This window comes from Maribacter sp. MJ134, from assembly GCF_003970695.1.
GTDB lineage: Bacteria > Bacteroidota > Bacteroidia > Flavobacteriales > Flavobacteriaceae > Maribacter.
Window position 1 is genome coordinate 2,151,393 of the sequence record NZ_CP034570.1, and the last position, 25,313, is coordinate 2,176,705.

At 38.3% G+C, this 25,313-nt stretch carries 24 protein-coding genes; 8 read left to right on the forward strand and 16 right to left on the reverse strand.

Annotated elements, in window-relative coordinates; all coding sequences use genetic code 11:
- Positions 1-9: 9 nt before the first annotated feature.
- The 7 genes from EJ994_RS09510 to EJ994_RS09540 all read right to left on the reverse strand — a co-directional run bounded on the left by EJ994_RS09510 (position 10) and on the right by EJ994_RS09540 (position 7,226).
- Complete coding sequence (locus EJ994_RS09510) at positions 10-519, reverse strand: OmpH family outer membrane protein (protein ID WP_126592218.1); 510 nt, start codon at positions 517-519, stop codon at positions 10-12.
- Between the two features lie 49 nt (positions 520-568).
- Positions 569-1,411 (reverse strand): OmpH family outer membrane protein, encoded by an 843-nt coding sequence (locus tag EJ994_RS09515; RefSeq protein ID WP_126592219.1) that lies wholly within the window; start codon positions 1,409-1,411, stop codon positions 569-571.
- A gap of 104 nt (positions 1,412-1,515) precedes the next feature.
- Positions 1,516-4,131, reverse strand: coding sequence for an outer membrane protein assembly factor (locus tag EJ994_RS09520; protein WP_126592220.1), 2,616 nt, complete (start codon positions 4,129-4,131; stop codon positions 1,516-1,518).
- A gap of 4 nt (positions 4,132-4,135) precedes the next feature.
- Positions 4,136-4,876 (reverse strand): isoprenyl transferase, encoded by a 741-nt coding sequence (locus tag EJ994_RS09525; RefSeq protein WP_126592221.1) that lies wholly within the window; start codon positions 4,874-4,876, stop codon positions 4,136-4,138.
- 8 nt (positions 4,877-4,884) lie between these two features.
- A complete protein-coding gene (locus tag EJ994_RS09530) occupies positions 4,885-5,571 on the reverse strand; it encodes a DUF6089 family protein (protein ID WP_126592222.1) in 687 nt (228 codons plus the stop codon).
- A 115-nt stretch (positions 5,572-5,686) separates the two neighbouring features.
- A complete protein-coding gene (locus tag EJ994_RS09535; protein WP_126592223.1) occupies positions 5,687-6,568 on the reverse strand; it encodes an NAD kinase in 882 nt (293 codons plus the stop codon).
- A 1-nt stretch (position 6,569) separates the two neighbouring features.
- Complete coding sequence (locus EJ994_RS09540) at positions 6,570-7,226, reverse strand: CBS domain-containing protein (protein ID WP_126592224.1); 657 nt, start codon at positions 7,224-7,226, stop codon at positions 6,570-6,572.
- Between the two features lie 92 nt (positions 7,227-7,318).
- Here EJ994_RS09540 and EJ994_RS09545 point away from each other — a divergent pair, with 92 nt between their 5' ends.
- From EJ994_RS09545 to clpX, 6 genes are all read left to right on the forward strand, one after another.
- A complete protein-coding gene (locus tag EJ994_RS09545; RefSeq protein ID WP_126592225.1) occupies positions 7,319-8,032 on the forward strand; it encodes a pyridoxine 5'-phosphate synthase in 714 nt (237 codons plus the stop codon).
- Positions 8,029-8,802 (forward strand): alpha/beta fold hydrolase, encoded by a 774-nt coding sequence (locus EJ994_RS09550; RefSeq protein ID WP_126592226.1) that lies wholly within the window; start codon positions 8,029-8,031, stop codon positions 8,800-8,802. The genes EJ994_RS09545 and EJ994_RS09550 overlap by 4 nt, the downstream gene beginning before the upstream one ends.
- A 140-nt stretch (positions 8,803-8,942) precedes the next feature.
- Positions 8,943-9,287 (forward strand): phage holin family protein, encoded by a 345-nt coding sequence (locus tag EJ994_RS09555; protein ID WP_126592227.1) that lies wholly within the window; start codon positions 8,943-8,945, stop codon positions 9,285-9,287.
- 105 nt (positions 9,288-9,392) lie between these two features.
- On the forward strand, positions 9,393-10,715 hold the full coding sequence (gene tig / locus EJ994_RS09560; protein ID WP_126592228.1) for a trigger factor: 1,323 nt from the start codon (positions 9,393-9,395) through the stop codon (positions 10,713-10,715).
- A gap of 88 nt (positions 10,716-10,803) precedes the next feature.
- Entirely contained in the window at positions 10,804-11,484 is a 681-nt protein-coding gene (gene clpP, locus EJ994_RS09565; RefSeq protein ID WP_126592229.1) for an ATP-dependent Clp endopeptidase proteolytic subunit ClpP, read from the forward strand.
- Positions 11,485-11,568: 84 nt separating this feature from the next.
- Positions 11,569-12,804 carry an ATP-dependent Clp protease ATP-binding subunit ClpX gene (clpX, locus tag EJ994_RS09570; RefSeq protein WP_099573250.1) on the forward strand — a complete coding sequence of 412 codons (1,236 nt, stop codon included), beginning with the start codon at positions 11,569-11,571 and terminating at the stop codon, positions 12,802-12,804.
- Position 12,805: 1 nt separating this feature from the next.
- Here clpX and EJ994_RS09575 read toward each other — a convergent pair whose 3' ends face one another.
- From EJ994_RS09575 to EJ994_RS09595, 5 genes are all read right to left on the reverse strand, one after another.
- The gene (locus EJ994_RS09575) at positions 12,806-13,363 is read right to left on the reverse strand and encodes a hypothetical protein (RefSeq protein ID WP_126592230.1); all 558 of its coding nucleotides are present in this window, start codon (positions 13,361-13,363) and stop codon (positions 12,806-12,808) included.
- 275 nt (positions 13,364-13,638) lie between these two features.
- Positions 13,639-13,989, reverse strand: coding sequence for a hypothetical protein (locus EJ994_RS09580; RefSeq protein WP_126592231.1), 351 nt, complete (start codon positions 13,987-13,989; stop codon positions 13,639-13,641).
- 34 nt (positions 13,990-14,023) lie between these two features.
- On the reverse strand, positions 14,024-14,554 hold the full coding sequence (locus EJ994_RS09585; RefSeq protein WP_126592232.1) for a hypothetical protein: 531 nt from the start codon (positions 14,552-14,554) through the stop codon (positions 14,024-14,026).
- 94 nt (positions 14,555-14,648) lie between these two features.
- Complete coding sequence (locus EJ994_RS09590) at positions 14,649-15,764, reverse strand: helix-turn-helix transcriptional regulator (protein WP_126592233.1); 1,116 nt, start codon at positions 15,762-15,764, stop codon at positions 14,649-14,651.
- Between the two features lie 22 nt (positions 15,765-15,786).
- Positions 15,787-17,307 carry a GH3 auxin-responsive promoter family protein gene (locus tag EJ994_RS09595; RefSeq protein WP_126592234.1) on the reverse strand — a complete coding sequence of 507 codons (1,521 nt, stop codon included), beginning with the start codon at positions 17,305-17,307 and terminating at the stop codon, positions 15,787-15,789.
- Between the two features lie 77 nt (positions 17,308-17,384).
- Here EJ994_RS09595 and EJ994_RS09600 point away from each other — a divergent pair, with 77 nt between their 5' ends.
- Positions 17,385-18,179 (forward strand): DUF2797 domain-containing protein, encoded by a 795-nt coding sequence (locus EJ994_RS09600; RefSeq protein ID WP_126592235.1) that lies wholly within the window; start codon positions 17,385-17,387, stop codon positions 18,177-18,179.
- Here the strand turns inward: EJ994_RS09600 and EJ994_RS09605 are convergent.
- Genes EJ994_RS09605 through sppA form a run of 3 tightly spaced genes read right to left on the reverse strand, consistent with a single transcriptional unit; the run spans position 18,172 to position 23,417 of the window.
- Positions 18,172-20,898 (reverse strand): AsmA family protein, encoded by a 2,727-nt coding sequence (locus EJ994_RS09605; protein WP_126592236.1) that lies wholly within the window; start codon positions 20,896-20,898, stop codon positions 18,172-18,174. The two genes, EJ994_RS09600 and EJ994_RS09605, sit on opposite strands and share 8 nt — an antisense overlap.
- Positions 20,899-20,942: 44 nt before the next feature.
- Positions 20,943-21,653: a queuosine precursor transporter gene (locus EJ994_RS09610; RefSeq protein WP_126593690.1), complete on the reverse strand. Its 711-nt coding sequence runs from the start codon at positions 21,651-21,653 to the stop codon at positions 20,943-20,945.
- Between the two features lie 3 nt (positions 21,654-21,656).
- Positions 21,657-23,417 carry a signal peptide peptidase SppA gene (gene sppA / locus EJ994_RS09615; RefSeq protein ID WP_126592237.1) on the reverse strand — a complete coding sequence of 587 codons (1,761 nt, stop codon included), beginning with the start codon at positions 23,415-23,417 and terminating at the stop codon, positions 21,657-21,659.
- 71 nt (positions 23,418-23,488) lie between these two features.
- Here sppA and folK point away from each other — a divergent pair, with 71 nt between their 5' ends.
- On the forward strand, positions 23,489-24,634 hold the full coding sequence (gene folK / locus EJ994_RS09620; protein ID WP_126592238.1) for a 2-amino-4-hydroxy-6-hydroxymethyldihydropteridine diphosphokinase: 1,146 nt from the start codon (positions 23,489-23,491) through the stop codon (positions 24,632-24,634).
- Positions 24,635-24,747: 113 nt separating this feature from the next.
- Here folK and EJ994_RS09625 read toward each other — a convergent pair whose 3' ends face one another.
- Positions 24,748-25,278 (reverse strand): RNA methyltransferase, encoded by a 531-nt coding sequence (locus EJ994_RS09625; RefSeq protein ID WP_126592239.1) that lies wholly within the window; start codon positions 25,276-25,278, stop codon positions 24,748-24,750.
- Between the last annotated feature and the right edge of the window lie 35 nt (positions 25,279-25,313).

The following is a 25,313-nucleotide window of genomic DNA, read 5'->3' on the forward strand; positions in this document are numbered from 1 at the left end:
TATTTCTTACTAGAATCCTAATGCAGTCTTTACATCCGCCAAAAGGTCTTTACCTTTCGCTACGATCAATCCTCCACCGGCTTGCGCATCTATTACATAGTCGTAACCTTGAGCGGCCGCAACTTTTTCGATAGCTGCTTTTGCTTTTTCGGAAATTGGAGCAAAGAGTTCTGCTTGTTTCTTTTGAAATTCTTGTTGCGCTGCTTGTTGCGCTTCTCCGATACTTTTCTCGTAACCTTGAAGTTCTACAGCTCTCTTATCGTTCTCTTCCTTTGACTTTGATGGCGCCTCGTTCTGGTACTGCGTAAACTTGTTACGTAGCTCTGTCATTGAAGCCTGAATATCTGCGTTGTACGTTTCTTGTAATTTTTTAAGTTCTGCCTCAGCAGCTTTCATCTCTGGCATCGCTGCCAATAATTGTGTTACATCAATATGTGCAACTTTACTCTGTGCATTTACAAAACTGCTCGCCACCACAAACAACATTAAGGCTACAGCTATTTTCTTTACTTGTTTCATGAGTTAAAATTTAATTTTTATTTGAGTGTTAATTAATGGTTCTTAAAATCTATTGTTCGGAACTATTTTCTTTTTCTTCCGAGTCCTTCTTGCGCTCCTCTTGCTTTTCTTTTTTCTTCGCTTCTCTTTCTTCTAACAACTTCTTTCTTCGTTCTTCATACGCCTTCTTTCTTTCCTCTCGTAACTTTAATTGCTCAGCTCTTTTCTCTTCGGCTGTTTTGGCCCTTGCTTCACTAGCCTCTTTAGCTTTATCCTTTCGTTCTTTGACCGCATCGCTTTCAACTGCTTCTAACTCTTCATCGTCGCCTTCAAAATCATCTAATCGGCTTCTTTTATTTCCTTTATTTGCCGGCTTACTTATTTTTCTAGTCCTAGCGATTTGGCGCAATACTAATTCACTTATATCGTGTCTTTTTTCGGAGTACAACATTACGACATCCGCTGATTTATCAAAAATAAAATCATATTTTTTATTCGTACCTATTTTCTGCACTTCATTGAACACCTGATCTTGTATAGGCTGTATCAATCTCCGTTTCTGCAGGACCAAATCGCCCTGTGGTCCAAATCTGTTCTGTTGATATTCTAACATCTCTTTCTCAAGAATTTGAATATCTTCCTCGCGTTCTGAAATAAGTTCCGCCGTCAATAATACTTTTTCGGCCATTAGATCTTTCTTCATTTGCTCAACGACACTTCGCTTCTGCTCAATCTCCACTTTCCATTTCTGCACTTTGGTATCCAATTGCTCACTTGCCTCCCTATACTCTTCTACATTTTCCAAAATATATTCCATGTCCACGTAAGCCATCCGAACCCCTCTCTGGGCAAAGGAATTTACACTTAAGCATACTACACTAAGAAATAAAAGAACTTTTGTTTTTGACTTCATTTTTGATATCGTTTAATCCAATAGAAAATATCGTGCCAAAATTACTAAAACTTTTAAAATGAAAGGATTAGCATATGGTACAATCGTAAAATTTCAAATTTAAATTAAAACTGTTGACCAATTATGAAGTGCGTTTGCCATCCGCTTGGACCTTGGCCAGCAGATTGAGGTCTAAGGTCTTCATCAAACCCGTATCCAAAATCTATTCCCAATAATCCAAATGCTGGCATAAATATGCGAACCCCCACACCGGCCGATCGTTTTAATTGAAACGGATTAAATTGCTGAAAATTGCTGAAAGAGTTACCACCTTCTAAAAATGCTAGTCCGTAAATGGATGCAGAAGGCTTTAAGGTTAACGGATACCTAAGTTCTAAAGAGAATTTATTGTACACAATACCTCCTTCTTGTTGTCGGGAAATTGGGTCTACCGGTGTTAACGATTGATTGTCATATCCCCTTAGCTGTACAACATCACGCCCATCTAGGGTAAAGTTCCCAAGACCATCACCACCAACGAAGAAACGCTCAAAAGGCACATCTCCGATATCACTGTTATAATTACCTAAGAATCCAAACTCTGCATTGGTACGTAAGACCAGTTTATCAACCAAGGTCGTATACCAATCTCCTTTGAACTTTATTTTGTAATATTCCAATAATCGAAAGCGTTCTTGGTCGGCATTTTCCAGTTCGGTAATTTCCGGAGATGTTTGTATGCCCTGCGTTCTTTGCTGGTTCACGATAGGTTGCAGCTCTGTACTCCTATCCGTCAAGGCCCTGAAGTCCTTATTGCTGAACAGGGAATACGGTGGTGTGAATTTAGCAGTAATTTCAAAGTTAGAACCTCCTCTTGGAAAAATACGCCCTCCTAAGGTGGCATTCCTAGAAATACCTAAAGTATAGGCCAGAGCGTTAGCCTTACCATTACCAAAATTAAACAGACCTATATTATAGTTCCTGAAATCGTATAATTGATAACTCAAGGAATGCGAAATGGTGAAAAAATCATCCGGCCATTGTACTCGCTTTGCCAGCCCTGCCGTTACACCCGTAATAGAAAACTGCTGATTCTTGTCCACTTGGATTCCATCGCGACCTCCAAAACTAGCAGCAAACTGCTGTGTACGCGATAAGCTTAGGTTAAAACGTACCGGTTTTTTACCTCCAAGCCAAGGTTCCGAGAAATTAAGACTGTAGACTCTAAAGGTTCTACTTGCCTGTAAACGCAAGGCAAAGGTTTGTCCATCCCCCATGGGCACCGGTTTATAAGCTTCTCCCTTAAATAAATTCTGTATGGAAAAATTACTAAAAGAAAGGCCAAGGGTACCAATAAAACCACCACCGCCATAACCACCTTGCAATTCTATTTGGCTAGAGCCGGACTCTACCAAATTCCAAGATAAGTCAACCGTACCTTCATTAGGATTGGCATTCAAGACATCTGGTGTTATCTGTTCCGCGTCAAAGAAGCCTAACTGCCCTAATTCCCTTATACTACGAATAATATCCGATTTATTATATTTTTGACCTGGTCTGGTTCTTAGCTCACGGAAAATAACATGGTCATTGGTCTTGTCGTTTCCATTTACTGTAACATGGTCTAGAAAGGTCTCCTTACCCTCTATGATTCTAATTTCAAAATTAATGGTATCATTTGCCGCTGATACCTCAACCGGATTAATCGTAGAAAACAAATATCCATTATTTTGATATAGACTAGTTACGTCGCTTGGATCAGGTTTAGAATTATCTGCAATACGCTCTCTTAAAAGAACGCCGTTATAAGTGGCCCCTTTTTTAATGCCCAGTACCTGCGACAGTTGGCGATCGGTATACACCGTGTTACCCACAAAATCGATATCACCAAAATAGTACTTATTACCCTCTTCTACCTTAATGTTCAGCTGGATGTTATTATCATCTACCTTTACCAAAGTGTCGGATATGACGCGCGCATCCCTAAATCCGTTTTCCGCATACTTATCTATAAGCAAGCCCAAGTCTTCCTCGTAATCTTTTTTGATGAATTTTGATTTCTTCCAGAACCGACCCAAGCGTTTTTTCTTGGTGTTTTTTAGAGCTTTACGAAGTTTTTTATCTGACAACTCTTCATTACCCTCGAAGACAATATCCTTTATCTTAACCTTGTCCCCTTTTTTTATATTCACCACCATGCTTCTGGCATTGGTCTCGGAAGTGTCTTTTTTTGTGGCAATAGTGACCTTGGTATTAAGATAACCCTGTTTTTTGTACTTGTTAGTAAGGTAATTTTTGGTGTTTGAAATAAGGCTTTCCGTAATCTTTTTTCCTTTCTTAAGATCGGTATCCTTAACTAGCTCTTCTACCTTCCTATTTTTGACTCCGTAAAAAGTAACGTCCGTTAGGGTGGGTCTTTCAACTATATGCAGTTCTAAAAAAATATCGTTCCCCTTGATGTCCGTAATGTAAACATCTATACCACTAAACAGTTCCAGACCCCATAACTTGTTGATTACACCGCTTATTTGTTCCCCTGGAATGGTAATAGGCTGCCCCACACGAAGCCCTGTGTAGGTCTTTACCGTCTGTTCGTTATAACTTACCAGCCCGGTGACCTCTAGCCCTCCTAAAATATATTTTTTACCATCTTCATAAGACAGGTCTTGTGAGAAGGTATTAATTGAAATAAAAATAAGAAGAGTGGTAATTAAGTGGTTCAAGGATATGAACCTGGTCATATCTTTAAATGAGTTGTTCGCTAGTTTTTCCAAATCGTCGTTCTCTGTTCTGGTAATTCTTTATAGCCTTCACCAAATGGTGCTCACTAAAATCGGGCCAAAATACGTCAATAAAATATAATTCTGCGTATGCTATCTGCCATAATAAAAAATTGCTGATCCGATGTTCTCCACTAGTACGGATAAGCAAGTCTACGTCTGGCAAATTATGCGTGTAAAGATGGTTATTTATAATGGTTTCATCAATATTTTCAGCTGAAATTATATTATTTTTAACTTTGACCGCAATTGCCTTAACAGCGGATTGCAGCTCTTCTCGAGAGCCATAACTTAAGGCCAATGTCAGGGTCATCCCTGTATTATCCTTTGTTTTATCCATCACCTCCAACAACTCTTTATAAGCTTTTTCCGGCAGTGCAGAAATGTTCCCGATGGTATTGAGACGAACGTTGTTTTTGTTAAAAGTTTTAAGTTCTTTTTTAAGTGAAGATACCAAGAGCCGCATTAAAGTCTGTATTTCTATCTTGGGTCTGTTCCAGTTCTCTGTAGAAAACGTGTATAAAGTAAGGTACTCAATTCCTATCTTCACACAATTTTCAACGGTAGACCTTACGGTTTTTACGCCGTGCTCATGACCAAAAACGCGATGTTTACCTTGTTGCTTGGCCCATCTGCCATTACCGTCCATTATTATGGCCAGATGTTTTGGTAAATTGTGATTGACTAATTCTTCTATTTTATCCATTTACTTTGCTACTCAAAACAATCGGTACAAAGCTTTCTCCCAAAAGTATAGGTTAAGGTAACCCCGGAGAACACATACCAATCATCACTAAAAATATTCCCAAAACGGAACTGTTCAAAATTGGAGCCTGCAGGATTACTGGCATCTAAATTATCCGTAAACGTATATCGGGCACCAATTTCTGCCCCAAAAATAAGAAACTGATTGATACGATACTTAAAACCGGCCGTCATTGGTATCGCAAACGAACCATCTCTCTGCGAAGTTTCCTGTAACACCGTACCATTAAAATATTCAAAATCATACCTAAAATAGGTTACCCCTGTATAAAGATACGGTGTAAATGCCGGGCCCAATTTATGCAGGTTGTACTCCACAAAGTTAAATTCTAGACCTAAAGAACCTTCGAGTATGGAGTTATCCACCACATAACCTCTTTGTTGTCTTGCAGAAGAGCTAGATTTGGTATCGTCCGCAGTGAACTTACCGTACATAACACTACCCCTCCACGCATACCTCTTGCTTTTGTTCCACTTAAAAATACCTCCAAACGCAATATCCGATGGCAAAATGTAATTGGTACGCCCTACATCACTAATTGTATTAGCGCCACCGGCAAAGAGCCCCACCTCATAAGTTTGACCCTTCAAACTCAGGGAGCTAAAAAAAAGCACTAATAAACCAATTCGCCACATACGTTACTATTTTCAATAAATAGGTCCATCTTCATCGTTTACAAAGGTGTGCAACCCTACTTATGTTCTCACAAGATAAACAGCTTTTGAAGGTATTTATTGTTTCATTTGAGGTTCAATTTCTTTTGTCCTCACCCCACAAAAGCTTATTTCTGAGGGTTTTTAGAAAGCTCTCCGAAGTATATTCAATCATCTTAATTGAAAAAGGGGCCTTCTTAATAGTAATTTCTTGACCATTTTCAAGGGAAGCTATTCTAGAATCTAAAGAAACCAGATGATTCTCTTCCCTACCCGAAACTTTAAGCCGAATACTCGTCTCGTCTGAAATTACCAATGGCCTCGCATTAAGATTGTGAGGCGCAATAGGAGTTAACACCAATGACTTGGCCGTGGGTACGATTACCGGGCCTCCGCAGCTCAAAGAATACCCAGTTGACCCTGTGGGCGTGGCAATAATAAGACCGTCTGCCCAATAAGAGGTAAGGTATTCGTCATTTAAATAGGTTTCTACTGTAATCATGGAAGTGGTATCCTTTCTACTTACCGTAATCTCGTTGAGTGCAAAATTAAGGTCACCAAATTCTGCATCTAGATGCTTTGTATTTAATTGAACAAGGCTTCTTTCTACTATGGTATAGGCACCGGCAACAAATTCACGAACCACTTTCCTTACATCTTCTTTTTTAAAGGTGGATAAAAACCCCAACCGACCTGTGTTTACTCCCACAATGGGAATTCCCATGTCCTTTACAAAAGTGGTGGCCCTTAGAATGGTACCATCTCCGCCAAAACTTACGAACATATCAAAGGAACCGTCAAGGCCAGCAGATTCGGTAAATGTTGGAAAATTGAGGGTATTCCCCTTTAATAGGTAGTGATTGTAAAATTCCTTTTCTATAACGACTTCCGCACTTTCTTTTTGCAGTTCGTCTAAAAGTTCCAGTAAAAAATCAATGACTTGCTCATGATATGTTTGACCGTAAATGGCAACTTTCATGCTAAACGTTTAAAAATTTATCCAAATAATCTGAACGCTGTTTCAAATCTTCCAAAAATTGGTCGTCACTATTACCGAAGATAATATTGTAGTTGTAGCGTCTAAAAGTTTGCACTACGTCATTAAAATTAGTGGTACTTATCTTAATGGTTATTTGAACGACATCATTCTGTATATCGGTTATTAAACCACCAATAAACTTGGCATTATTACTTTCAACGATCTGAGCTATTTCACTAAATGAATAGTCTTTCAGTCCTTTGGCCACGACCAGGATATTCCCTGGGTCCGTAAAAAAAGGAGTGTCGATAAAAACGGAAACAATATCCGTTAAATCGTAATATCCTATTATCTCTTCGTTCTCGTCTAAAATTGGTAGCAAGTTTGCTTCATTTCTTGCAAAGGCTTCTAGTACGTCTAGCCAATTGGTATTCTTCCTAACAAAGAAGGTCTCCAAATCGTATCGGTACGATTCGATTTTTGCAGCCGCATCGATAATCTCTACATCATTTTCCGAAAATACACCCAAGAATCGATTTTTCTCCGTAATGGCGATGTGCGAATACGTGTTCTCCTTGAAAAAATCCAAAACTTTTCCAAAGGAATCTCCAATCTTGAATTCAGGTATATTCTTTATTATGTGGCTTTGAATCTGCATGAGTTAAATTATAACGCAAAATAGTAATTATTAATATCAAAAGGCATGCCTAATTCGTATTTTTGGAACGTTTTTGAAACTAAAATGACCCGATGACAAAGCTCAGTGTAAACATAAATAAAATTGCAACTCTCCGTAATGCCCGTGGCGGCAATGTACCTGACCTTCTAAAAGTCGCAGCGGATATAGAACGATTTGGCGCTCAAGGAATTACTATTCATCCACGACCGGACGAACGTCATATTCGATATCAAGATGCTAGAGACCTTAAAAATATAGTCACCACGGAGTACAATATTGAAGGTAATCCTAATCCAAAGTTTATTGACCTGGTCTTGGAAGTAAAACCAACACAGGTAACCTTAGTACCGGATGCCGTAGACGCAATAACATCAAACGCCGGGTGGGATACCGTTAAGAACGAAAGCTTTTTAAAAGATGTTATCGGCACCTTTAAAAAAGCAGGGATTAGATCCTCTATTTTCGTAGACCCGGATAGCGCAATGGTAAAAGGTGCTCAAAATGTTGGGGCGGACCGCATTGAACTCTACACCGAGAGCTATGCCTCGCAATTCACCTCGGATAAAGAGAAAGCCATACAACCTTTTGTGGAAGCGGCGCTAACCGCCAACGAAATCGGTATCGGTATAAATGCCGGTCATGACCTTAGTCTAGAAAACATCCTATACTTTAAAACACATATACCTAATCTTTTAGAGGTTTCCATAGGGCATGCCTTAATATGTGAAGCAATTTACTTGGGCTTGGACAATGTGGTAAATATGTATCTGAACAAATTGAAATGAGAGAAATACTACATTCAAAAATATTAGGTTCCGGAAAACCATTGTGCATTCTTCATGGCTTTCTGGGAATGTCCGATAACTGGAAGACCTTGGGAATGGCCTATGCGGACAGTGGTATGGAAGTGCATCTCATAGACCAACGCAATCATGGCAAGAGCTTTCATTCCGAAGATTTTAATTATGATTTTTTAGCCAAAGACCTGAACGATTATCTAGAGTCCAAAAATATGGGGCGTACGCTATTAATAGGACATTCTATGGGCGGCAAAACGGCAATGCAATTCGCCTGTGATTATCCTGGTAAAACGGAAAAGCTATTGGTTGCGGATATTGCCCCAAAATTTTACCCTCCCCACCATCACGAAATAATAGATGGCCTTAATAAAATTGATTTATCTGTACTCACTTCGCGAAAGGAAGCAGATGATGAACTTCAGAAGCACATATCTAATTTTGGAATACGGCAATTTCTCTTAAAAAACTTGTATTGGAACAGTGAAAAAAAACTGTCTTTCAGGTTTAACCTGCCCGTTCTAAGCCATAAGATGGAAGAAGTTGGGGAGAACATCAATAGCACGGATAGCTACGCCGGGCCTACATTATTTCTAAAAGGAAGTAAATCCGAATATGTAACCGATAGTGACCTGTCTCGAATAAAAACGCATTTTCCTTTGGCTCAAATGGAAACGATAGCCAATGCCGGACACTGGCTACATGCAGAAAACCCAAAGGAATTCTTGTCTAAATCGCTACATTTCTTGGCATCCTAATAGGCTTTTGCTTAAATGCTAACTTGGCTTTGTAATTGTCAAAGGACAAAGACAAACAAAAATTGATTACATTTAAAAGGAGCTCTGCTGTACCCGCTATAGCTCATTAATTCTAAAACAACCTATAAACACAAAAACTAATGAAACTTATATTGCGAATTTTATTAAGTGCTTTAGCAGTAATCCTTTTGGCAAATATTCTACCCAATGTATCGGTAGACTCCTATGTTACCGCTATTATTGTTGCGATAATACTGAGTTTGTTGAATTTCTTGGTAAAGCCCATTTTAGTTATTCTGACCCTACCGGTAACGATAGTCACGTTCGGACTTTTTCTGTTGATCATCAATGCCATTATCATTCTTTTGGCCGATGCCCTAGTAGCAGGTTTTAGTGTGGGGAATATTTGGTGGGCCCTCCTTTTCAGCCTTCTGCTCTCCTTTCTACAATCCATATTGTATTCGCTCCTCAAGGAGGACAAGTAAAGATGGACTTAGCTTTTGAAATTCAACCCCTTAAAAACTTGGCGAACAGTCTAAATTATAGTAATTTTGCATCCCATTTTATATAAGGACATAAGAAAATAAGGAATGAATATTACAAAAGAACAGATAGACGATTTAAACGCTGTTGTTAAAGTTGCTATTACAAAGGAAGACTATCAAGATAAAGTAGATACCATCCTTAAAGATTATAAAAAACAGGCTAATATTCCTGGCTTTAGAAAAGGACAGGTTCCTATGGGCCTAATTAAAAAGCAGTACGGTAAAGCTGTTTTAGTTGACGAAGTGAACAAATTGCTTCAAGACAATTTGAACAAATACCTTACAGAAGAAAAGCTAGATGTTCTTGGTAATCCGTTACCAAAGCAACAAGACAGCTTTGACTGGGACCAAGAAGAACTTGACTTTGAATTTGAACTAGGTTTAGCACCGAATTTTGAAGTTCCCCTAAAGACTAAAAAAGCCATAACGCACTACAAAATAGTTGCTGACAAAAAAATGGTGACGGAGCAAGTGGAACGCATTCAGAAACAATACGGAAAATTGGTTAGCAAGGAGGTCGTCGGTAAAACCGATGAAGTATCGGGCAAGTTCTTTAATGAAGCAGAAGAAATAGACAACCAAACGCTTTTAGAGTTAGATAAACTAAAAAGTAAAAAAGCCATAGAAAGTCTAGTTGGCAAAAAAGTCGGAGATACGGTCACCTTAAAGACCAAAGGCTTGGTCAAGGAGGAATATTTACTGGGAAGTATCCTAGGTATTTCTAAAGAAAAAGCAGAAAAATTGAATATCGAAGTTTCTTTTACGATTACGGAGATAAACGAAAGAGAGCCAGCAGAATTAAATCAAGAACTTTTTGACAAGCTCTTTGGAAAGGATGCCGTAAAATCTGAGAAAGAGCTTAGAGAACGTATTATTGAAGATTCCGAAAAACAATTTGAGCAGCAAGCGGATCAAAAATTGCTTAACGATGTAACCGAATATTTTATTGAAAATACAAAGTTTGATCTACCGGCAGGATTTTTGACCAAATGGATACAGGTGACCGGTGAAAAGGAGTTATCCGAAGAGGAGGCTGCGGAAGAATACCAAAAATCTGAAAAAGGACTTCGTTATCAACTCATTGAAGGTAAGGTCATCAACGACAACAATCTTCAAGTTCAGTTTGACGAACTTAAGGAGTTTGCCAAAGGATTTATAAAATCCCAAATGGCACAGTTTGGCCAGCTTGATCCCCAAGAAGAAGAACTGGACAATATAGCAGCTAGAGTTTTAGGCAACCAGGACGAGGTAAAACGTTTATCTGAACAATTGATGAGCCAAAAACTTCTTAGTCTTTATAAGGAAAAGGCGAACCTAAAGACCAAGGAAGTTACGTATGAAAACTTCATCAAAGAAGTTAATGGATAGTATCCAAACAATAAATTAAGTATCTTTACGGTGCCGGGAAAACACTTTTTCGGCACCTTTTTTTACCACTAAAATCGATTAACTATTTATGGACTACGGAAAAGAATTTAAGAATTACGCCATAAAACATCAAGGTATCAGCAGTACGTACTATGACAACATCATGAGTAGCATGTACCCGACCAACATGACGCCGAACATCATTGAAGAAAGACAAATGAACGTTATAGCCATGGATGTATACTCTAGGCTTATGATGGACCGTATTATATTTCTCGGCACCGGAATCAATGATCAGGTAGCTAATATTGTACAGGCTCAGTTATTGTTCTTGGCTAGCGTTGATGCCTCAAAAGATATTCAGATATATATCAATTCCCCAGGAGGAAGTGTTTATGCAGGTCTTGGCATTTACGATACCATGCAATTTATAAATCCTGATGTTGCCACCATATGTACCGGTATGGCAGCCTCTATGGGTGCTGTTCTACTGTGCGCTGGAGAAAAAGGAAAGCGAAGTGGTTTGGAACATTCAAGAGTTATGATTCACCAGCCTATGGGAGGAGCTCAAGGCCAGGCTAGTGATATAGAAATAACCGCCAAGGAAATACTTAAACTCAAAGATGAACTATATCAAATTATAGCAAAACACTCCGGGCAAAAAGTTGAAAAAGTACACGACGATAGTGATAGAGATTACTGGATGAAGGCCGATGCAGCTTTGGAATACGGTATGATCGATGAAATTTTGGTTAGGGAAAAGAAATAATTTCGACCAACTACCAAAATTAAGTTAGTTTTTTGAACCAAAATCAAAATACCCTCGTTATAGATTAGGTTATTGTACTAGAATATGGCAAAAGAAAATTTAGAATGTTCGTTTTGTGGGAGAAAAAAACCGGAAACCAATCTTTTGATTGCCGGTTTGGATGCACACATTTGTGATAGATGTATAGAACAAGCGCATGGCATTGTTGCTGAAGAATCTAGGCAAACAAAGACCAATGACCTCTCTTCGGAGTTGGTCCTAAAGAAACCACAGGAAATAAAATCTTTTTTAGACACCTTTATCATTGGGCAGGAACGCACCAAAAAGGTAATGTCCGTAGCCGTATACAACCATTACAAGCGACTTTTACAACCTTCTTCCAAAGAAGATGACGTAGAGATTCAGAAGAGTAATATTATCATGGTGGGTCAAACAGGTACTGGTAAAACCCTTATGGCCAAGACCGTTGCAAGAATGCTTAACGTTCCTCTGGCCATAGTTGATGCGACAGTTTTAACCGAGGCGGGTTATGTAGGCGAGGATGTAGAAAGTATTTTAACGCGATTATTACAGGCGGCAGACTATAATCTGGAAAAGGCGGAACGTGGTATCGTTTTCATAGATGAAATCGATAAGATCGCTAGAAAGAGTGATAATCCATCCATTACAAGAGATGTATCAGGAGAAGGTGTACAACAGGGACTTTTAAAGTTGCTAGAGGGCACCGTAGTCAATGTACCGCCAAAGGGAGGTCGTAAACATCCTGATCAAAAATTCATAGAAGTTAATACCGAAAATATTCTCTTTATTGCAGGTGGGGCTTTTGATGGTATTGAACGCTCTATTGCAAAACGTTTGAACATGCAAGCCGTGGGTTACAATGCCTCTAAGGTAGATGAGCAACTGGATAATTCCAACATGCTTCAATACATTATACCAAAGGATTTAAAAGAGTTTGGCCTAATACCTGAAATTATAGGGAGACTACCCGTTTTGACCCATATGAACCCCTTGGATGAAAAGACGCTTAGAGCAATTCTCACCGAGCCTAAAAATGCTATCATAAAACAATATGAAAAGCTTTTTGCCATGGATAACATTACGTTTACCATAACAGAGCAAGCGCTAGAATATATAGTAGCAAAAGCCATTGAGTATAAACTTGGGGCAAGAGGATTACGGTCACTTTGTGAAGCAATTTTCACCGATGCCATGTTTGAAATGCCAACAAGCGGGGAAACAGAATTTAAGGTGACCAAACCTTATGCGGAGCAGAAGCTTTCTTACGAGACGGTGAAAAAATTAAAGGCAGTTTCTTAAGCTACACCGCCTTTTTCTCCTTAGGTGCAATTTGAGTTACTTGCTGTAGTAGATCCAAACACACTTTACGAATCACTTTTTCGTCGGAATAAAGGGTATGCCCAAAATTCGGCATCAATTCCATCTCGATCCCTAACATATTTGCCCAAGATTCTTTTGGCGCGTAGGAATCGTTAGCCCCATACAATAAATTAAATGGCACGCAAGGCTTATCATTATCCAATCGTATGCGTGTTGCGGATACACTATAAAGAGATTTTACGGGTAGCCCCATTTTGGCCGCGTTCCACACAATAGTACCTCCAGTACTAAAAGCCAAATAATAGCTTGGCGTTTTTTCTTTTTTCAATAAATGCGCAACCGCAGTATCGATACCGCCTTCTACAAAGGCATTGTGTACATTTTCTTCACTCTGGACAGTCAAGTCCAGATTTGCCAATTGTTGACTGTCATAAAAAGTAATATCAAAATATTGTTGCAAATAGCCTAAATAGGAAGTTATCCAGAGGCCTTTTTTTGCCCCCCACATATCAGAAACAATTACTAATCTTTCAGCCATAATAGTAGTATAATTAAATATTAGTTTGGGAATTATTGTACTAAATTCTCTCTTTAACGTCTAAAATCGTCATTTAATTGTTCATGTGAGGAAATTCCTCGATGTAGGTCCGTTTATCGGTTAAACCAATCATTTATTGGGCTAAAATGCATTCCTGTTTTAATGAAAGTAAGCACTTCTTACTTTTATCAAGATTTTTTCACCTATTAAAACCGTTCAAATTCATACGTTTAAAAAGGTTTAAGGTGTAAAACAGATTTGTAAAATAATCTAAATTAATATCCTAACGAAACACTCCAATTGGAGAAGGTATAAAGAGCTACAGCTGTAACAACAGCCGTAATTCCAACGGGCAATGTTATGGTTTTTCCTAAAGAAAATTTTCTCTTGCGAATTTCCTGTATATCCGTTCTTAGAACAATATGTTTTGTACCTGCTTTCCTTTGCAGAACAATTAAACTATCATTTAAGGAATATAATTTTCCTTTCTCTATTTGTTTATCCGTCTTTATTATTTTAAAAATATCTTCTTGGTTGAATTCTCCTTTGTCCAGGTCTATATTCCTATAGGTAAAGCAGCTACTAAGAAGCAAACAAAGAGATGCGGAGATGACTATTTTCTTCATATTCTATATTTTAATGTTCATTATTGTTGATAGGTTAAAATTTTCTACCGAGGGATATTCCTCCCCAGATCGTTGGTTCTGAATCCTTTTGAATATTTTCGCCACTTACGCCGATTATAGGTGTAAAATTAATTTTCCAAATCCATCTTTTCTGATATCCAAATTGTCTTCGGAATCCGATCACAGCATGATGAACAAAGATTGATGGGGAAATCAGTTGCCAGGTTGACCCTAGGCCTACCTCCATATAATTACTATTGCTAATATCAATCAGGTACTGCAAAGTAACCGGCATTGTAAATGAAATCCTTGGTGTTGTAATATTGACCCCGCAGATAGCACATCCAGCTATTGACCCAGAATCTGATTCATTGGGCTTGAACTCGAATACGCTTGCGCCAATACCAGTGCGTACACCAAGACCGGTAGTTCTATTGTTGAACTGTCTCTCGTAATTAAGTGACGTGATACCACCCTGCCCTCCTAATTCTAAGAAAACAGTATTCTTTTGGGCTATTAGACTTTGGGTAATGGTGTAAAAGAAAATAATTAGTAATACTCTCATGGGTCTAGTTTTTTGTCTGATCAAAACTAGAACATCGTTAAGTTCGGCTTGTCCGAAATTTTATAAACAAGAAAAATTCGGACAATTCTGATATTTAAGAAACGGGCATTGTTCTATAGGTAGTTGGAGTTAAACTTGTAAACTTTTTAAATGAAGTATAAAAGGTAGATTTAGAGTTAAAACCGCATTCAAGACCAATGGCAACTATCGTGTACGCGTCAAAATCCGGGTCAGCCAATAACCTCTTAGCCTCAATAACCCTATACTTATTGATATAGTCTGAAAAATTATGCCCTGCGTAGGTATTCATTAATTTAGATAGGTTACTTGTACTTTTACCCAACTCCGCAGCCAAGGATTCCAAACTTAAATAAGGATCTAAAAATTTTTGATTGGACAAAACATAGTCATCAACCTCTGCAAAGGCAACCGCACCTCTACTTTCCTTATCCCTCAGCCCTAAACCATTAAGCGTATTCTTTTTTCGAATCTCCTTTCTCAATAATACCCTATCCTTTAAAATTGTATACCTAAAAAAAGCCTGGTAGCCCACCCAGTATATTAAAATTGAGGAACCTAGTCTAAGTGGATAGTAGCTATATGGTTTTGCAAGCCATCCGGTAACATTAAATACTATGGATAATATCCAAAGTGCGAAGACACCTCCGCCAAGATAAAAAAACCACTTTAACCATTTTAAATCGTCAAAAGCTAAAATAGGAGTGTCAATTGGTTTAAACTGAAACACAATATCGATAGATTTATAAAAAAGAAATAATGAAAAGGCCAATGTAATGACATCCTCGATAGTATTATAGATGCTTAAATAATGTGCCGGCCAGGCCGCACTTACCACCATGATGTTCGCGACCGTTCTAGTCAACAATTCCAGAAAGAACAGTCCGATAGATAGCCGTACTAATGAGAACCGATTTTTTTCTATCTCTAGATAATGCAGTAAGAACGCATAGAACATGGGCACAATAAGAACGTACCATGGTAGGGCGAAGTTCTGCCATGGTACCCCCTCCAATAATAGACCTTTGTCAATTAGCCAAGATTGTAAATTATTTAAGGAAAGAAAAAGAACGAATAAATTGAGGTAGAGAATGGGTTTTTCAATTTTCTTTCGGGAGGCGAAGGTAGCCACATTGAACACAAAGCCCTGCACGGCCCCTGCAATCATTAAAAAATTGAAAATAGCGGTCATAAACAGCTAGTTTTGTATTACTCTAAAGCTTCGTGTTCATTTGAAGTAACTCATCTATATAGTCCCTTTTATTTGACAACCTAGGGATTTTATGCTGGCCGCCAAGTTTATCGTTAATCTTTAACCAATCGTAAAAAAGATCTTCTCTTGCCACATGCACTTTAGGCATGCTCAAGGTGGTATTGTTGTACCGTTTAGCCTCATAATCCGAATTCAAGGACTTAAGGGCATTGTCCAAAAATTCTGTGAAATAATCCAAGTCTTGCGGAGCTTTTCTAAATTCTATAATCCACTCGTGACTCCCTTTTTCCCTTCCCTTCATAAAAATAGGGCCGGCTGTATAGTCTTTAATTTCAGCCCCCGCTTTTTTACATACACTTTTAAGGGCTTCTTCTGCATTTTCTATGATAAGCTCTTCCCCGAAGACATTAATATGATGTTTAGTACGGCCCGTAACTCGAATACGGTATGGGTTTTTGGAGGTAAACCTTATCGTATCACCGATTTTATAGCGCCATAAGCCAGAATTCGTAGTAATTACTATAGCGTAGTTAACACCAACCTTAACATCCCAAAGAGGTATTTCTACTTGTTCCGAGGTATTGTAGGTATCCATGGGAATGAATTCGTAGAAAATACCATAATCCAACATCAACAATAAGTCATCTGCATTGTTCCTATCCTGAATCGCAAAAAAACCTTCAGACGCATTGTAAATCTCATAGTACTTAAACTGCTTTCGCGGAAGTAATACCTTGTATTGTTCTTTATATGGACTAAAGCTGACACCACCATGAAAGTATACTTCCAGATTTTCCCAGACCTGGAATAGATTATCCTTCCCCGTTTCCTCTAACATACTGTTGAGCAATACAAGCATCCAAGAAGGCACACCTGCCAAACTGGTTACGTTTTCCGTAACACTTTCTTTGATAATGGCCTTTAGTTTGCTTTCCCATTCGCTCATTAGCGAGACCTTACTACTTGGCGTACTACTGAATTCCGCCCAAAGCGGCATATTGTCGATAAGGATAGCGGAGAGGTCTCCAAAAAATGAACCATTATCCTCGTACAACTCCTTACTACCACCCAATCTTAAACTCTTTCCGGTAAATAACTGGGAGTTTTCATTGTTGTTTAAATACAAGCAAAGTAAGTCTTTACCCGATTTATAGTGACAGTCCTCCAAGGCCTCAAGGCTTACAGGAATAAATTTACTTTTAGCGTTAGTCGTGCCGCTGCTCTTTGCAAATAGCTTCACGGAAGTAGGCCAAAAAATATTCTGCTCACCCCTTCTTGTTCGTTCTATTATGGGTTCTATATCTTCATAAGAAACCAAGGGAACACGTTCTTTAAACGTTTCATAGTTAGTAATACTGTTATACCCATAGCTGCGCCCAATCTCCGTATCTTCCGCTATCTCTATAAGTTGCAACAATACTTCTTGCTGCACCTCTTCTGGATATTTCAAAAAGAGTTCTATTTGATGATACCGCTTTTTAAGCAACCAAGAAGCAATAGAATTGAATAGTGGAATCGGCATTTTTAGGTATCTTTATACGCCTAAAATAGGTTATATCCCTATCATTTTCAAATTCAACAGTCTTAAAGCTTATACCCATGCAGTACCAAGGTGTTTTAAGAAAAATGCAAACGGAAATTGGCACGCCAATTCAGTATTATCTCGTTTTTGAGTCCGATTTTCTTAATGTGAATCAGGTACTGGACAAGGAACTGAAAGTTAGTTTCATTAAACACCAATGTATAAATTGTGGTAATGACAGACCCATATTCAGACAAGGTTTCTGCAAATCCTGCTTTTTTGAAATACCATCTGCAGGAGATTGGATCATGCGCCCTGAATTGAGCACTGCACATTTAGATAAGGAAGACAGGGATTTGGACTACGAGAAGAAGGTACAGTTACAACCCCATATCGTATATCTAGCAAATTCTAGCAATGTAAAGGTAGGCGTTACAAGGAAAACACAAATTCCTACCAGATGGATAGATCAAGGTGCACATGAAGCCATTGAAATCGTAGAGGTTCCGAACCGTTATCTAGCAGGTATAACCGAGGTGGCCTTAAAAGAACACGTTGGCGATAAGACCAACTGGCGTAAGATGCTAACGAATACGGTGGTTGATGAGAACCTGATAGAATGGCGCAACAAGTTAAGACATTTTATACCGGAAGAAGCGGCAGCTTATTTTATAGAAAGCAATTACGAGACCAATCTGGAATTTCCAGTTCTGGAATATCCAGAAAAAGTTAAGAGTCTTAATTTGGATAAAACTCCTAATTTTACGGGTATTTTAAAAGGAATAAAAGGTCAATATCTCATCTTTGATGATAATACCGTATTTAACGTTAGGGGCAATGAAGGTTATTATGTTGGGATAACCATTAATTAACCGAATCCTTTTTTGCTTCCGCTTTTTTCTTTTTACCGAACAGGCCTCCTAGAATATCTTTGGCTGCATCCTTAACCGCATCTTCTTTCTTCGTTGGGACGGTATCAGTTTTTGTTTTTGCGGAATCTATTTTTTTATCTCCTCCTAGAATAGTACCTAGAACATCTTTAGCGCTGCCCTTGACCGGGTCTTGTTTCGCTGTAGAATCCTTGTTGGAACTATTTCCAGATAAAATACCCCCTATTAAATCCTTTGCCTTATCTTTTCCTTTATTTACTAATTTCTGCTTTTCAATTTCTATTAATTGATTGGTAAGGTTTTTGACGCCAGAAGTAAAATCCGTACTTACTTGCGGACTATTATAAACCCCTCCAATATTTGCCGTTACGGGAATAGTTAAACCCTCTAAGGAAGCATCGTCAATTTTAGCTATCAAATTATTGATGTCCTTGCCAAGATATTTAGCTGGCACTTCCAGCGTAGCCTTATAGTTCATCTTGCGGTCAAAGGTATGGTTGCCATCCACGTTTATCGCAATATCCTTATAATTTACTGTAAAGGGTTTTACAGAAACAATACCGTCCTTAAAAGATAGCTTTGTTTTTAACTCTTTCAAATTTAGCTGCTCAATATCCAAAAAATCTAACTTGCTACCCAATGCTGTCAAAATTGGTGCCTTCTCCGCATTAATTTCCCGAGTAAGCACATTGGCCAAGATATTACCACTTAAGGATAATAAGTCTGGTACAAAATCGTCCGTAAGATTGCCTGACAATGCAATATCCGAGCTAAAATTTCCTTTCAACACCTCAGCCACTGGCGCCAGCACCTTGAACAATTCCAAGGCTTGAAAAGTCTCTCCTATTTTCAACTGGTCCATTCCTAAATTCATCGAAAAGGTTGGTACGTCGTTTTTGGTAGAAACCTCACCGTTAAATGCGACTTTCCCATCGAACAAGGAAGACGTCATATTGCTCAAAACAGCTTTTTCATCTCTAATCCTCAAGTTTCCTTTTACGTCTTTCAGGGTAATGTTATCATAGATTACCGTGTTCGCCGTGGCATCAAAGCTTGCATCCAAGAAGGAAGGTATCTTAATTTTTTCAGCAGTTGAGGTTGTGGTATTTTCATTCGATTGCTCTTCCTCTTTCGCCATAAAATCATCAAGACTGAACACATTGGATTTTAAATTAAAATTCCCTTCAACATTTTCATTGTTAAAGAGATATCCCAAGAAGTTGTCAATGGTGCCGGACACATTAAAATCCGTCTTACCAGAGGCACCTACAAGTTTGGTAAGGCTTACTGTATTGGGGTTAAATGTAATGTCCGTGGATCTTAAAAGTATGGCATTGGGCATCTCCTCGGATTTATATTCAAAATCGGCCAAGCTCATATTTCCTTGAGTCTTGGTATTTCCATACTGTTTTTTCTCTATGGTGGCCATGTCAAAAGCAGTGGTAACATCAGCATTCAATAGCCCCTTTAAACTAAGTCCCTCTGGCATCGGGTAGGCTTTTTCTAGATTGGCCAAATTCATCTTACCGTCCATGTGTGCGTTTACTTGGGTATTACCCATAAGTTCGGCGATTTTGGCGCTAAGGTTAAACCTGTCCTTATCGATGTTAAAGGAGACCTTATTGATATTCACAAAGGTATCTTCGGTAATTCCCGTGGCATTTTTTATAGCAACATCTAAGTTTATATTACTTACGGTTTTTGGTAGGTCAGGATACTTAAATGATGCATTCTCTGAATTGATGAGAATATTAAATTTGGGAATATGCGTTTCATCTACCGTGCCTGTAAAATCCCCGGTGACCGTAAAATTTCCTGTAGTCGTTACATTCGCAATGTTCTTGGAATATGTTTCCGGTATTACGGCCAAAAAGTTTTTAAACTCCGATGATGGTGTTTTAAAACTGATGGCAACATCCTGACTTTCATCCTCGTTCAACTTAACAAAGCCTTCAAACACTAGTGGCAACTGATTTACCAAAGCTTCATTCTTTAAGAACGAGTATTTATTTTCTTTCAAATCGATACCGATCAAAGCATCCAATTGAATTTTGTTCTTGTTCAGATAATTGGTGCTATCCATTTCAAAAGAGACCAGAGCATCTGTATGGGTATCCAATTCAGAGGTTGTTAAGGACAAATCTCCCGTACCCTTATGGTTCATCGCTATAATTTCTAGATGCAAGCCCGTGGAAAAATCGTCGTAAAGCACCTTAGAATCCTTAATCTCGTACGATTCCATATTAAAGGTAAAACCATCTGAAACACTATTATCTTGGTTAGATTCAGTCGGTGTGTCCTTAGCAATATCATAATTTGCATTCTCGGCTGTATCTATCCGTACATGGAACAAAGCATTATCCAAGGCTAAACTTTGAATTGATATAGGATCATTACCACCTTTAAAAAGTTGGGCAATACCCATTTTCAAGAAAACTTTTTGCGATGAGAAAAGGGTATCACCTTCAAAAGGAGCATTATTGACTAAGCTAACATTTCTTAAAGCGACCTCTGCATTAGGAAAACTACTGAAAAGACTAAGATCGGCATCGGCGAAATCTAATGTGGCATTTACATTCTGATTTACGTTATTTTTAATGATATCCCCTATTTTCCCTTCTAGGAAAAATGGAATTGCAATCAAAAGTGCCACAAATGATAACACTACTACACCAAGAACTCTAAAAACCTTCTTTTTCATCTTAAACGTACGTTTTTCTTTAGAACTACTATTTACGCTTCATATTATACATCTAAGTCTATTTCTTCACCAACGGATAGATTAAAGCGATTTCTCATTAGATATACGAACAAATAAAGGAAAGGGGTGTCCAGAAATGCTATAATAATCTTAAAAATAAAACCACTAATAACAAGTCCTGTAAATTTATCCCATGGTATTTCTCCAAAAGCACACAATAAAAGTACTACGGTAAAAGTATCTATGAATTGAGAAGAAAAAGTAGAAAAGTTATTTCGCAACCATAAATATTTTCCCTTAGTAAGGTTTTTCCAAAAATGATAAATCTGGATATCAACAAATTGAGCCAATAAATAAGCCATCATGGAGGCGAAGACAGCCACAATGGTATTCCCAAAAACCGAGGTGAACAAACCATCGTTTACAGGTGACCATGTAGTAGCTGGGACCGCATTGGCCGTATAAACAATCGCTAAAGAAAAGAACGATGCAAAAATACCCGCAACCACAATTTGGTTCGCCTTTTTCCTTCCAAAAATTTCAGAAATTAAATCGGTAATTAAAAAGGTTATCGGATAGGGTAATATGCCTACCGAAATTTCAAATAAAGAAGCTCCAAAGATTGTAACATCCCCGAAAGGATTCCAATAGAAAAACTTTTGAAATATAAGGTTGGATACGACTAGGGAAGTAATAAAAAGAGCCCCTAAGTACAAATATATGCTACGTGCAAGCACCTTATCCTTCTGCAACATCATCTACTTTATATTCAAGGTAAAAGGCATTCTTGCCTGTACGCCTTTCTGTTCTGTAATAGACTTTACGTTTTTTAATATCGTATAGAACTCCTCACCTATTTCCTCTCTAATCATACCCTCTTTAGTCTTGGCGCTGGCGCCTCCCAAGTCTTCCATGAACCGTTCAAAACCTGACTTATATTTAGGAAACTTTTTAATTCCGTACGAAGATAATTCTACCATATTCGCAGCAGCTTCTACTGCGTCTTCCAAAGTACCCAACTCATCTACCAAGCCCAGTCTTTTAGCATCGACACCACTCCATACCCTTCCTTGAGCCAAGCTATCTGCCTGTGCAATGGTAATATTACGCCCTTGCGCAACACGCTCTAGAAAAGTTTCATAAGTATCCTCAATACCTTCCTGCACCTGGTTTCTAAATCTATCTGTCATAGGTTCAAAGAGAGAGTAATCCACAGCGTTCTTATTCGTCCCCACTTGTTCTGCATTAATCCCGATATCTTCGGCAAGTTCACTAACGTTCGGCACAGTGCCGAAAACCCCGATAGACCCTGTGATGGTAGTAGGTTCGGCAAAAATCTTATGGGCACCTGCGGCGATATAATACCCTCCGGAAGCGGCTACATTACCCATGGATACGATAACAGGTTTTATAGCCTTCGTTAGTTCTACTTCTCTCCAAATAATATCCGAGGTCAAAGCACTACCACCAGGTGAATTTACCCTTAAAACAATTGCCTTGACCTTATCATCTTTACGTGCCTTTATGAGTGCTTTGTTAATAATACCCTGACCAATGATATCCGGCCCACCTTCTCCATAGAAAATTTCGCCTTGAGCGAAGATGACAGCAATTTTATCCTTGCCCGATTTCAGTACTTTTTTGTTGGCGTACTTTGTGTAATCGTCAAGATTTATATAATCAATCTCCTCACTTTCTTCAATTGCTAGGGCATTTGCCAGTTTACTTTCATATTCATCGTAAAAAACGACCTCGTCTAGCAGCCCTGACAGTTTTGCGTATTTAGGCGTTCTACCGCCCAAAGTATCGGCAATAACATTCAAGTCCTGCTCAGAAATATTCCTATCGTTTGAAATCTCAGCCACCATGGAATTCCAAAGGGATTGAATTAACTCCTTGATTTGTTCCCGATTGGCATCACTCATCTCATTTTCCAAATAGGGTTCTACCGCACTTTTATATTTCCCGTGCCGGATGACTTCCATTTTAATCCCCGTTTTATCCTGTAAATCCTTAAAAAAAAGCACTTCTGATGATAATCCCTTAAAATCGAGCACTCCAACAGGATTAATGAATACGGAATCTGCAACACTTGCCAGGTAATAGTCTTTCTGCGTATAAAAATCGCCGTAAGCATAGACAAACTTTCCTTTCTCCTTAAATTCCGTCAGTGCCTTGCGTAAGGTTTGGGTCTGCGCCAGACCGGCAATAATGAAATTGTTGTTGATACTGATACCTTTGATACGTTCGTCATCTTTAGCCACGGTTATGGCATGCAAGATTTCGTCTAGTCCTTGGGATTCTTCAAATAATCCGGAAAAGGGGTTTACTTCGCTAGTACCGGTGTAGTCCGCTATAGGTCGTTGCAATTGTATTTCTAAAATTGAGTTATTCTTTACAGTAACGGCGTCTTCATCACTACCCAAAAGGCTTACCAGTATAAAGAACATCATAAAAATAATGCCAATGGCAACCATACAACCTAAGATAGCAGCCAGAAAATTTCTTAAAAAATTCATGCAATTCCGATTATTATTACGTTTCAAAGATAACCAAAGTGAAATTGTTTTGTTTATTTTGCCCCTACATTATGGATAAAACACAAAGGGCACATATTTCTATTGGAAGTAATTTGGGCGAGAAAAAAATGAACCTTCAAAAGGCCATTTTTCTCATCTCCGATACCTTGGGAACAGTTGCGAAAATATCTCCCATATATCAATCACCGTCTTGGGGTTTTGAGTCCGACGATTTTCTCAATGCTTGTATAGAATTAAAAACTTCACTTGCACCCAACGATTTACTTAATGGGCTTATGCGTATAGAAAAGTCTTTGGGCAGGGAACGAACTAGCACCCAGGCCTATCAAAGTAGGATTATAGATCTAGATATTATTTATTACGGGAATACCATTATCAACGAGGAACATTTGACCGTTCCCCATCCCAAAATGGCAGAGCGTAGGTTTGTTCTTAAACCGTTAAGTGATATTGCCCCACAGTTCTATCACCCAGTTCTAAAAAAAGACAGTAGAAATCTATTGCAACAGTGCAGGGATAAAAGCGAATTATCAAAGATAAGCGGTAAACTGCATGCCAATAGGGCCGCTTTATTTACCAGTCTACAATTTATTGCCATTGAAGGAAATATTGGCGCTGGAAAAACCAGCCTTGCCACTAAAATATCAAATGATTTTAATGCTAAGTTAATTTTAGAACGCTTTGCCGAGAATCCTTTCCTACCCAATTTTTATGAAGATAAGGCTCGTTATGCATTTCCACTAGAAATGTCTTTTTTGGCAGATAGATACCAACAATTTTCGGATGATACGAGTCAGTTCGACCTTTTCAAAAACTTTATGATCAGTGATTATGATATTTATAAATCATTGATTTTTGCCAAGGTAACTTTACAAAAAGAAGAGTACGAACTGTACCGTAAGATTTTTAATTTCATGTATAAAGACGTTAAAAAGCCTAAAATTTATGTTTACCTGTATCAGAACACTACTCGTCTTTTGGAGCAGATAAAAAAAAGGGGGCGCGACTATGAGCAAAGTATTGATGCCGTTTACCTTGATAATATCAATAGGGGCTATCTCAATTTTTTAAAGACCTATCCCAAAGAAAATCAACTGATTATAGATGTATCTCAACTTGATTTTGTAGGAGATAAAGAAGATTACGAAATGGTTTTAAGTACCATTCAAGATTTTGCCTTAACACAAAATTTTTAACACAATTTTTGCAATTTTCTTGCAGAAAAGAAATGTATTTAGTTTCTTGTGAGGCTCTAAGGAGAAACTAACTAACTCAAACTATACGAAAAACCCAACTTCGGTTGGGTTTTTTATTTGTTCATTTTTGACCAAAAATCCCAAATTACCACACCTGCGCTTACGGAGATATTGAGTGAATGTTTAGTTCCAAATTGAGGTATTTCTATAACCTCATCAGCACTGTTAACTACCTCTTGTTGGACCCCTTTGACCTCATTACCAAAAACCAGAACGTAGGTTGTATCGTTCTGCGGTGAGAAACCGTTCAGCATTTGAGAACCTTCTGTCTGTTCTATAGCGCATATGAGCTTACCCTCAGCTTTTAATTTCATTATAAGTTCTAAGGTATTTTCGGCATATTCCCACGCGACACTTTCCGTAGCCCCTAAAGCCGTTTTATGAATATCCTTATGTGGCGGTGAAGCGGTAATTCCGCAGAGATAAATTTTTTGGATCAAAAACGCGTCTGCCGTCCTAAAAACGGAGCCAATATTATTTAAACTCCTGATATTGTCCAAAACAATGATCACGGGAAGTTTTTTGGCTTTTTTGAATTCGGTTACCGCTAACCTTCCAAGTTCCTCGTTTTTTAACTTTCTCATTAGAATACTTTTCAACTATCAACCTTAGATATCAA

Excerpts from the sequence above, each read along its gene's own strand:
- EJ994_RS09580 (WP_126592231.1), bottom strand. The coding sequence starts at position 13,989 with ATGAAGAAAATAGTCATCTCCGCATCTCTTTGTTTGCTTCTTAGTAGC.
- EJ994_RS09510 (WP_126592218.1), bottom strand. The coding sequence starts at position 519 with ATGAAACAAGTAAAGAAAATAGCTGTAGCCTTAATGTTGTTTGTGGTG.
- EJ994_RS09535 (WP_126592223.1), bottom strand. The coding sequence starts at position 6,568 with ATGAAAGTTGCCATTTACGGTCAAACATATCATGAGCAAGTCATTGAT.
- tig (WP_126592228.1), top strand. The coding sequence starts at position 9,393 with ATGAATATTACAAAAGAACAGATAGACGATTTAAACGCTGTTGTTAAA.
- clpP (WP_126592229.1), top strand. The coding sequence starts at position 10,804 with ATGGACTACGGAAAAGAATTTAAGAATTACGCCATAAAACATCAAGGT.
- EJ994_RS09590 (WP_126592233.1), bottom strand. The coding sequence starts at position 15,764 with ATGACCGCTATTTTCAATTTTTTAATGATTGCAGGGGCCGTGCAGGGC.
- folK (WP_126592238.1), top strand. The coding sequence starts at position 23,489 with ATGGATAAAACACAAAGGGCACATATTTCTATTGGAAGTAATTTGGGC.
- EJ994_RS09610 (WP_126593690.1), bottom strand. The coding sequence starts at position 21,653 with ATGTTGCAGAAGGATAAGGTGCTTGCACGTAGCATATATTTGTACTTA.
- EJ994_RS09625 (WP_126592239.1), bottom strand. The coding sequence starts at position 25,278 with ATGAGAAAGTTAAAAAACGAGGAACTTGGAAGGTTAGCGGTAACCGAA.
- EJ994_RS09545 (WP_126592225.1), top strand. The coding sequence starts at position 7,319 with ATGACAAAGCTCAGTGTAAACATAAATAAAATTGCAACTCTCCGTAAT.
- EJ994_RS09575 (WP_126592230.1), bottom strand. The coding sequence starts at position 13,363 with ATGGCTGAAAGATTAGTAATTGTTTCTGATATGTGGGGGGCAAAAAAA.
- EJ994_RS09525 (WP_126592221.1), bottom strand. The coding sequence starts at position 4,876 with ATGGATAAAATAGAAGAATTAGTCAATCACAATTTACCAAAACATCTG.
- EJ994_RS09585 (WP_126592232.1), bottom strand. The coding sequence starts at position 14,554 with ATGAGAGTATTACTAATTATTTTCTTTTACACCATTACCCAAAGTCTA.
- EJ994_RS09555 (WP_126592227.1), top strand. The coding sequence starts at position 8,943 with ATGAAACTTATATTGCGAATTTTATTAAGTGCTTTAGCAGTAATCCTT.
- EJ994_RS09595 (WP_126592234.1), bottom strand. The coding sequence starts at position 17,307 with ATGCCGATTCCACTATTCAATTCTATTGCTTCTTGGTTGCTTAAAAAG.
- EJ994_RS09600 (WP_126592235.1), top strand. The coding sequence starts at position 17,385 with ATGCAGTACCAAGGTGTTTTAAGAAAAATGCAAACGGAAATTGGCACG.
- sppA (WP_126592237.1), bottom strand. The coding sequence starts at position 23,417 with ATGAATTTTTTAAGAAATTTTCTGGCTGCTATCTTAGGTTGTATGGTT.
- EJ994_RS09520 (WP_126592220.1), bottom strand. The coding sequence starts at position 4,131 with ATGACCAGGTTCATATCCTTGAACCACTTAATTACCACTCTTCTTATT.
- EJ994_RS09540 (WP_126592224.1), bottom strand. The coding sequence starts at position 7,226 with ATGCAGATTCAAAGCCACATAATAAAGAATATACCTGAATTCAAGATT.
- EJ994_RS09605 (WP_126592236.1), bottom strand. The coding sequence starts at position 20,898 with ATGAAAAAGAAGGTTTTTAGAGTTCTTGGTGTAGTAGTGTTATCATTT.
- EJ994_RS09530 (WP_126592222.1), bottom strand. The coding sequence starts at position 5,571 with ATGTGGCGAATTGGTTTATTAGTGCTTTTTTTTAGCTCCCTGAGTTTG.
- clpX (WP_099573250.1), top strand. The coding sequence starts at position 11,569 with ATGGCAAAAGAAAATTTAGAATGTTCGTTTTGTGGGAGAAAAAAACCG.
- EJ994_RS09515 (WP_126592219.1), bottom strand. The coding sequence starts at position 1,411 with ATGAAGTCAAAAACAAAAGTTCTTTTATTTCTTAGTGTAGTATGCTTA.
- EJ994_RS09550 (WP_126592226.1), top strand. The coding sequence starts at position 8,029 with ATGAGAGAAATACTACATTCAAAAATATTAGGTTCCGGAAAACCATTG.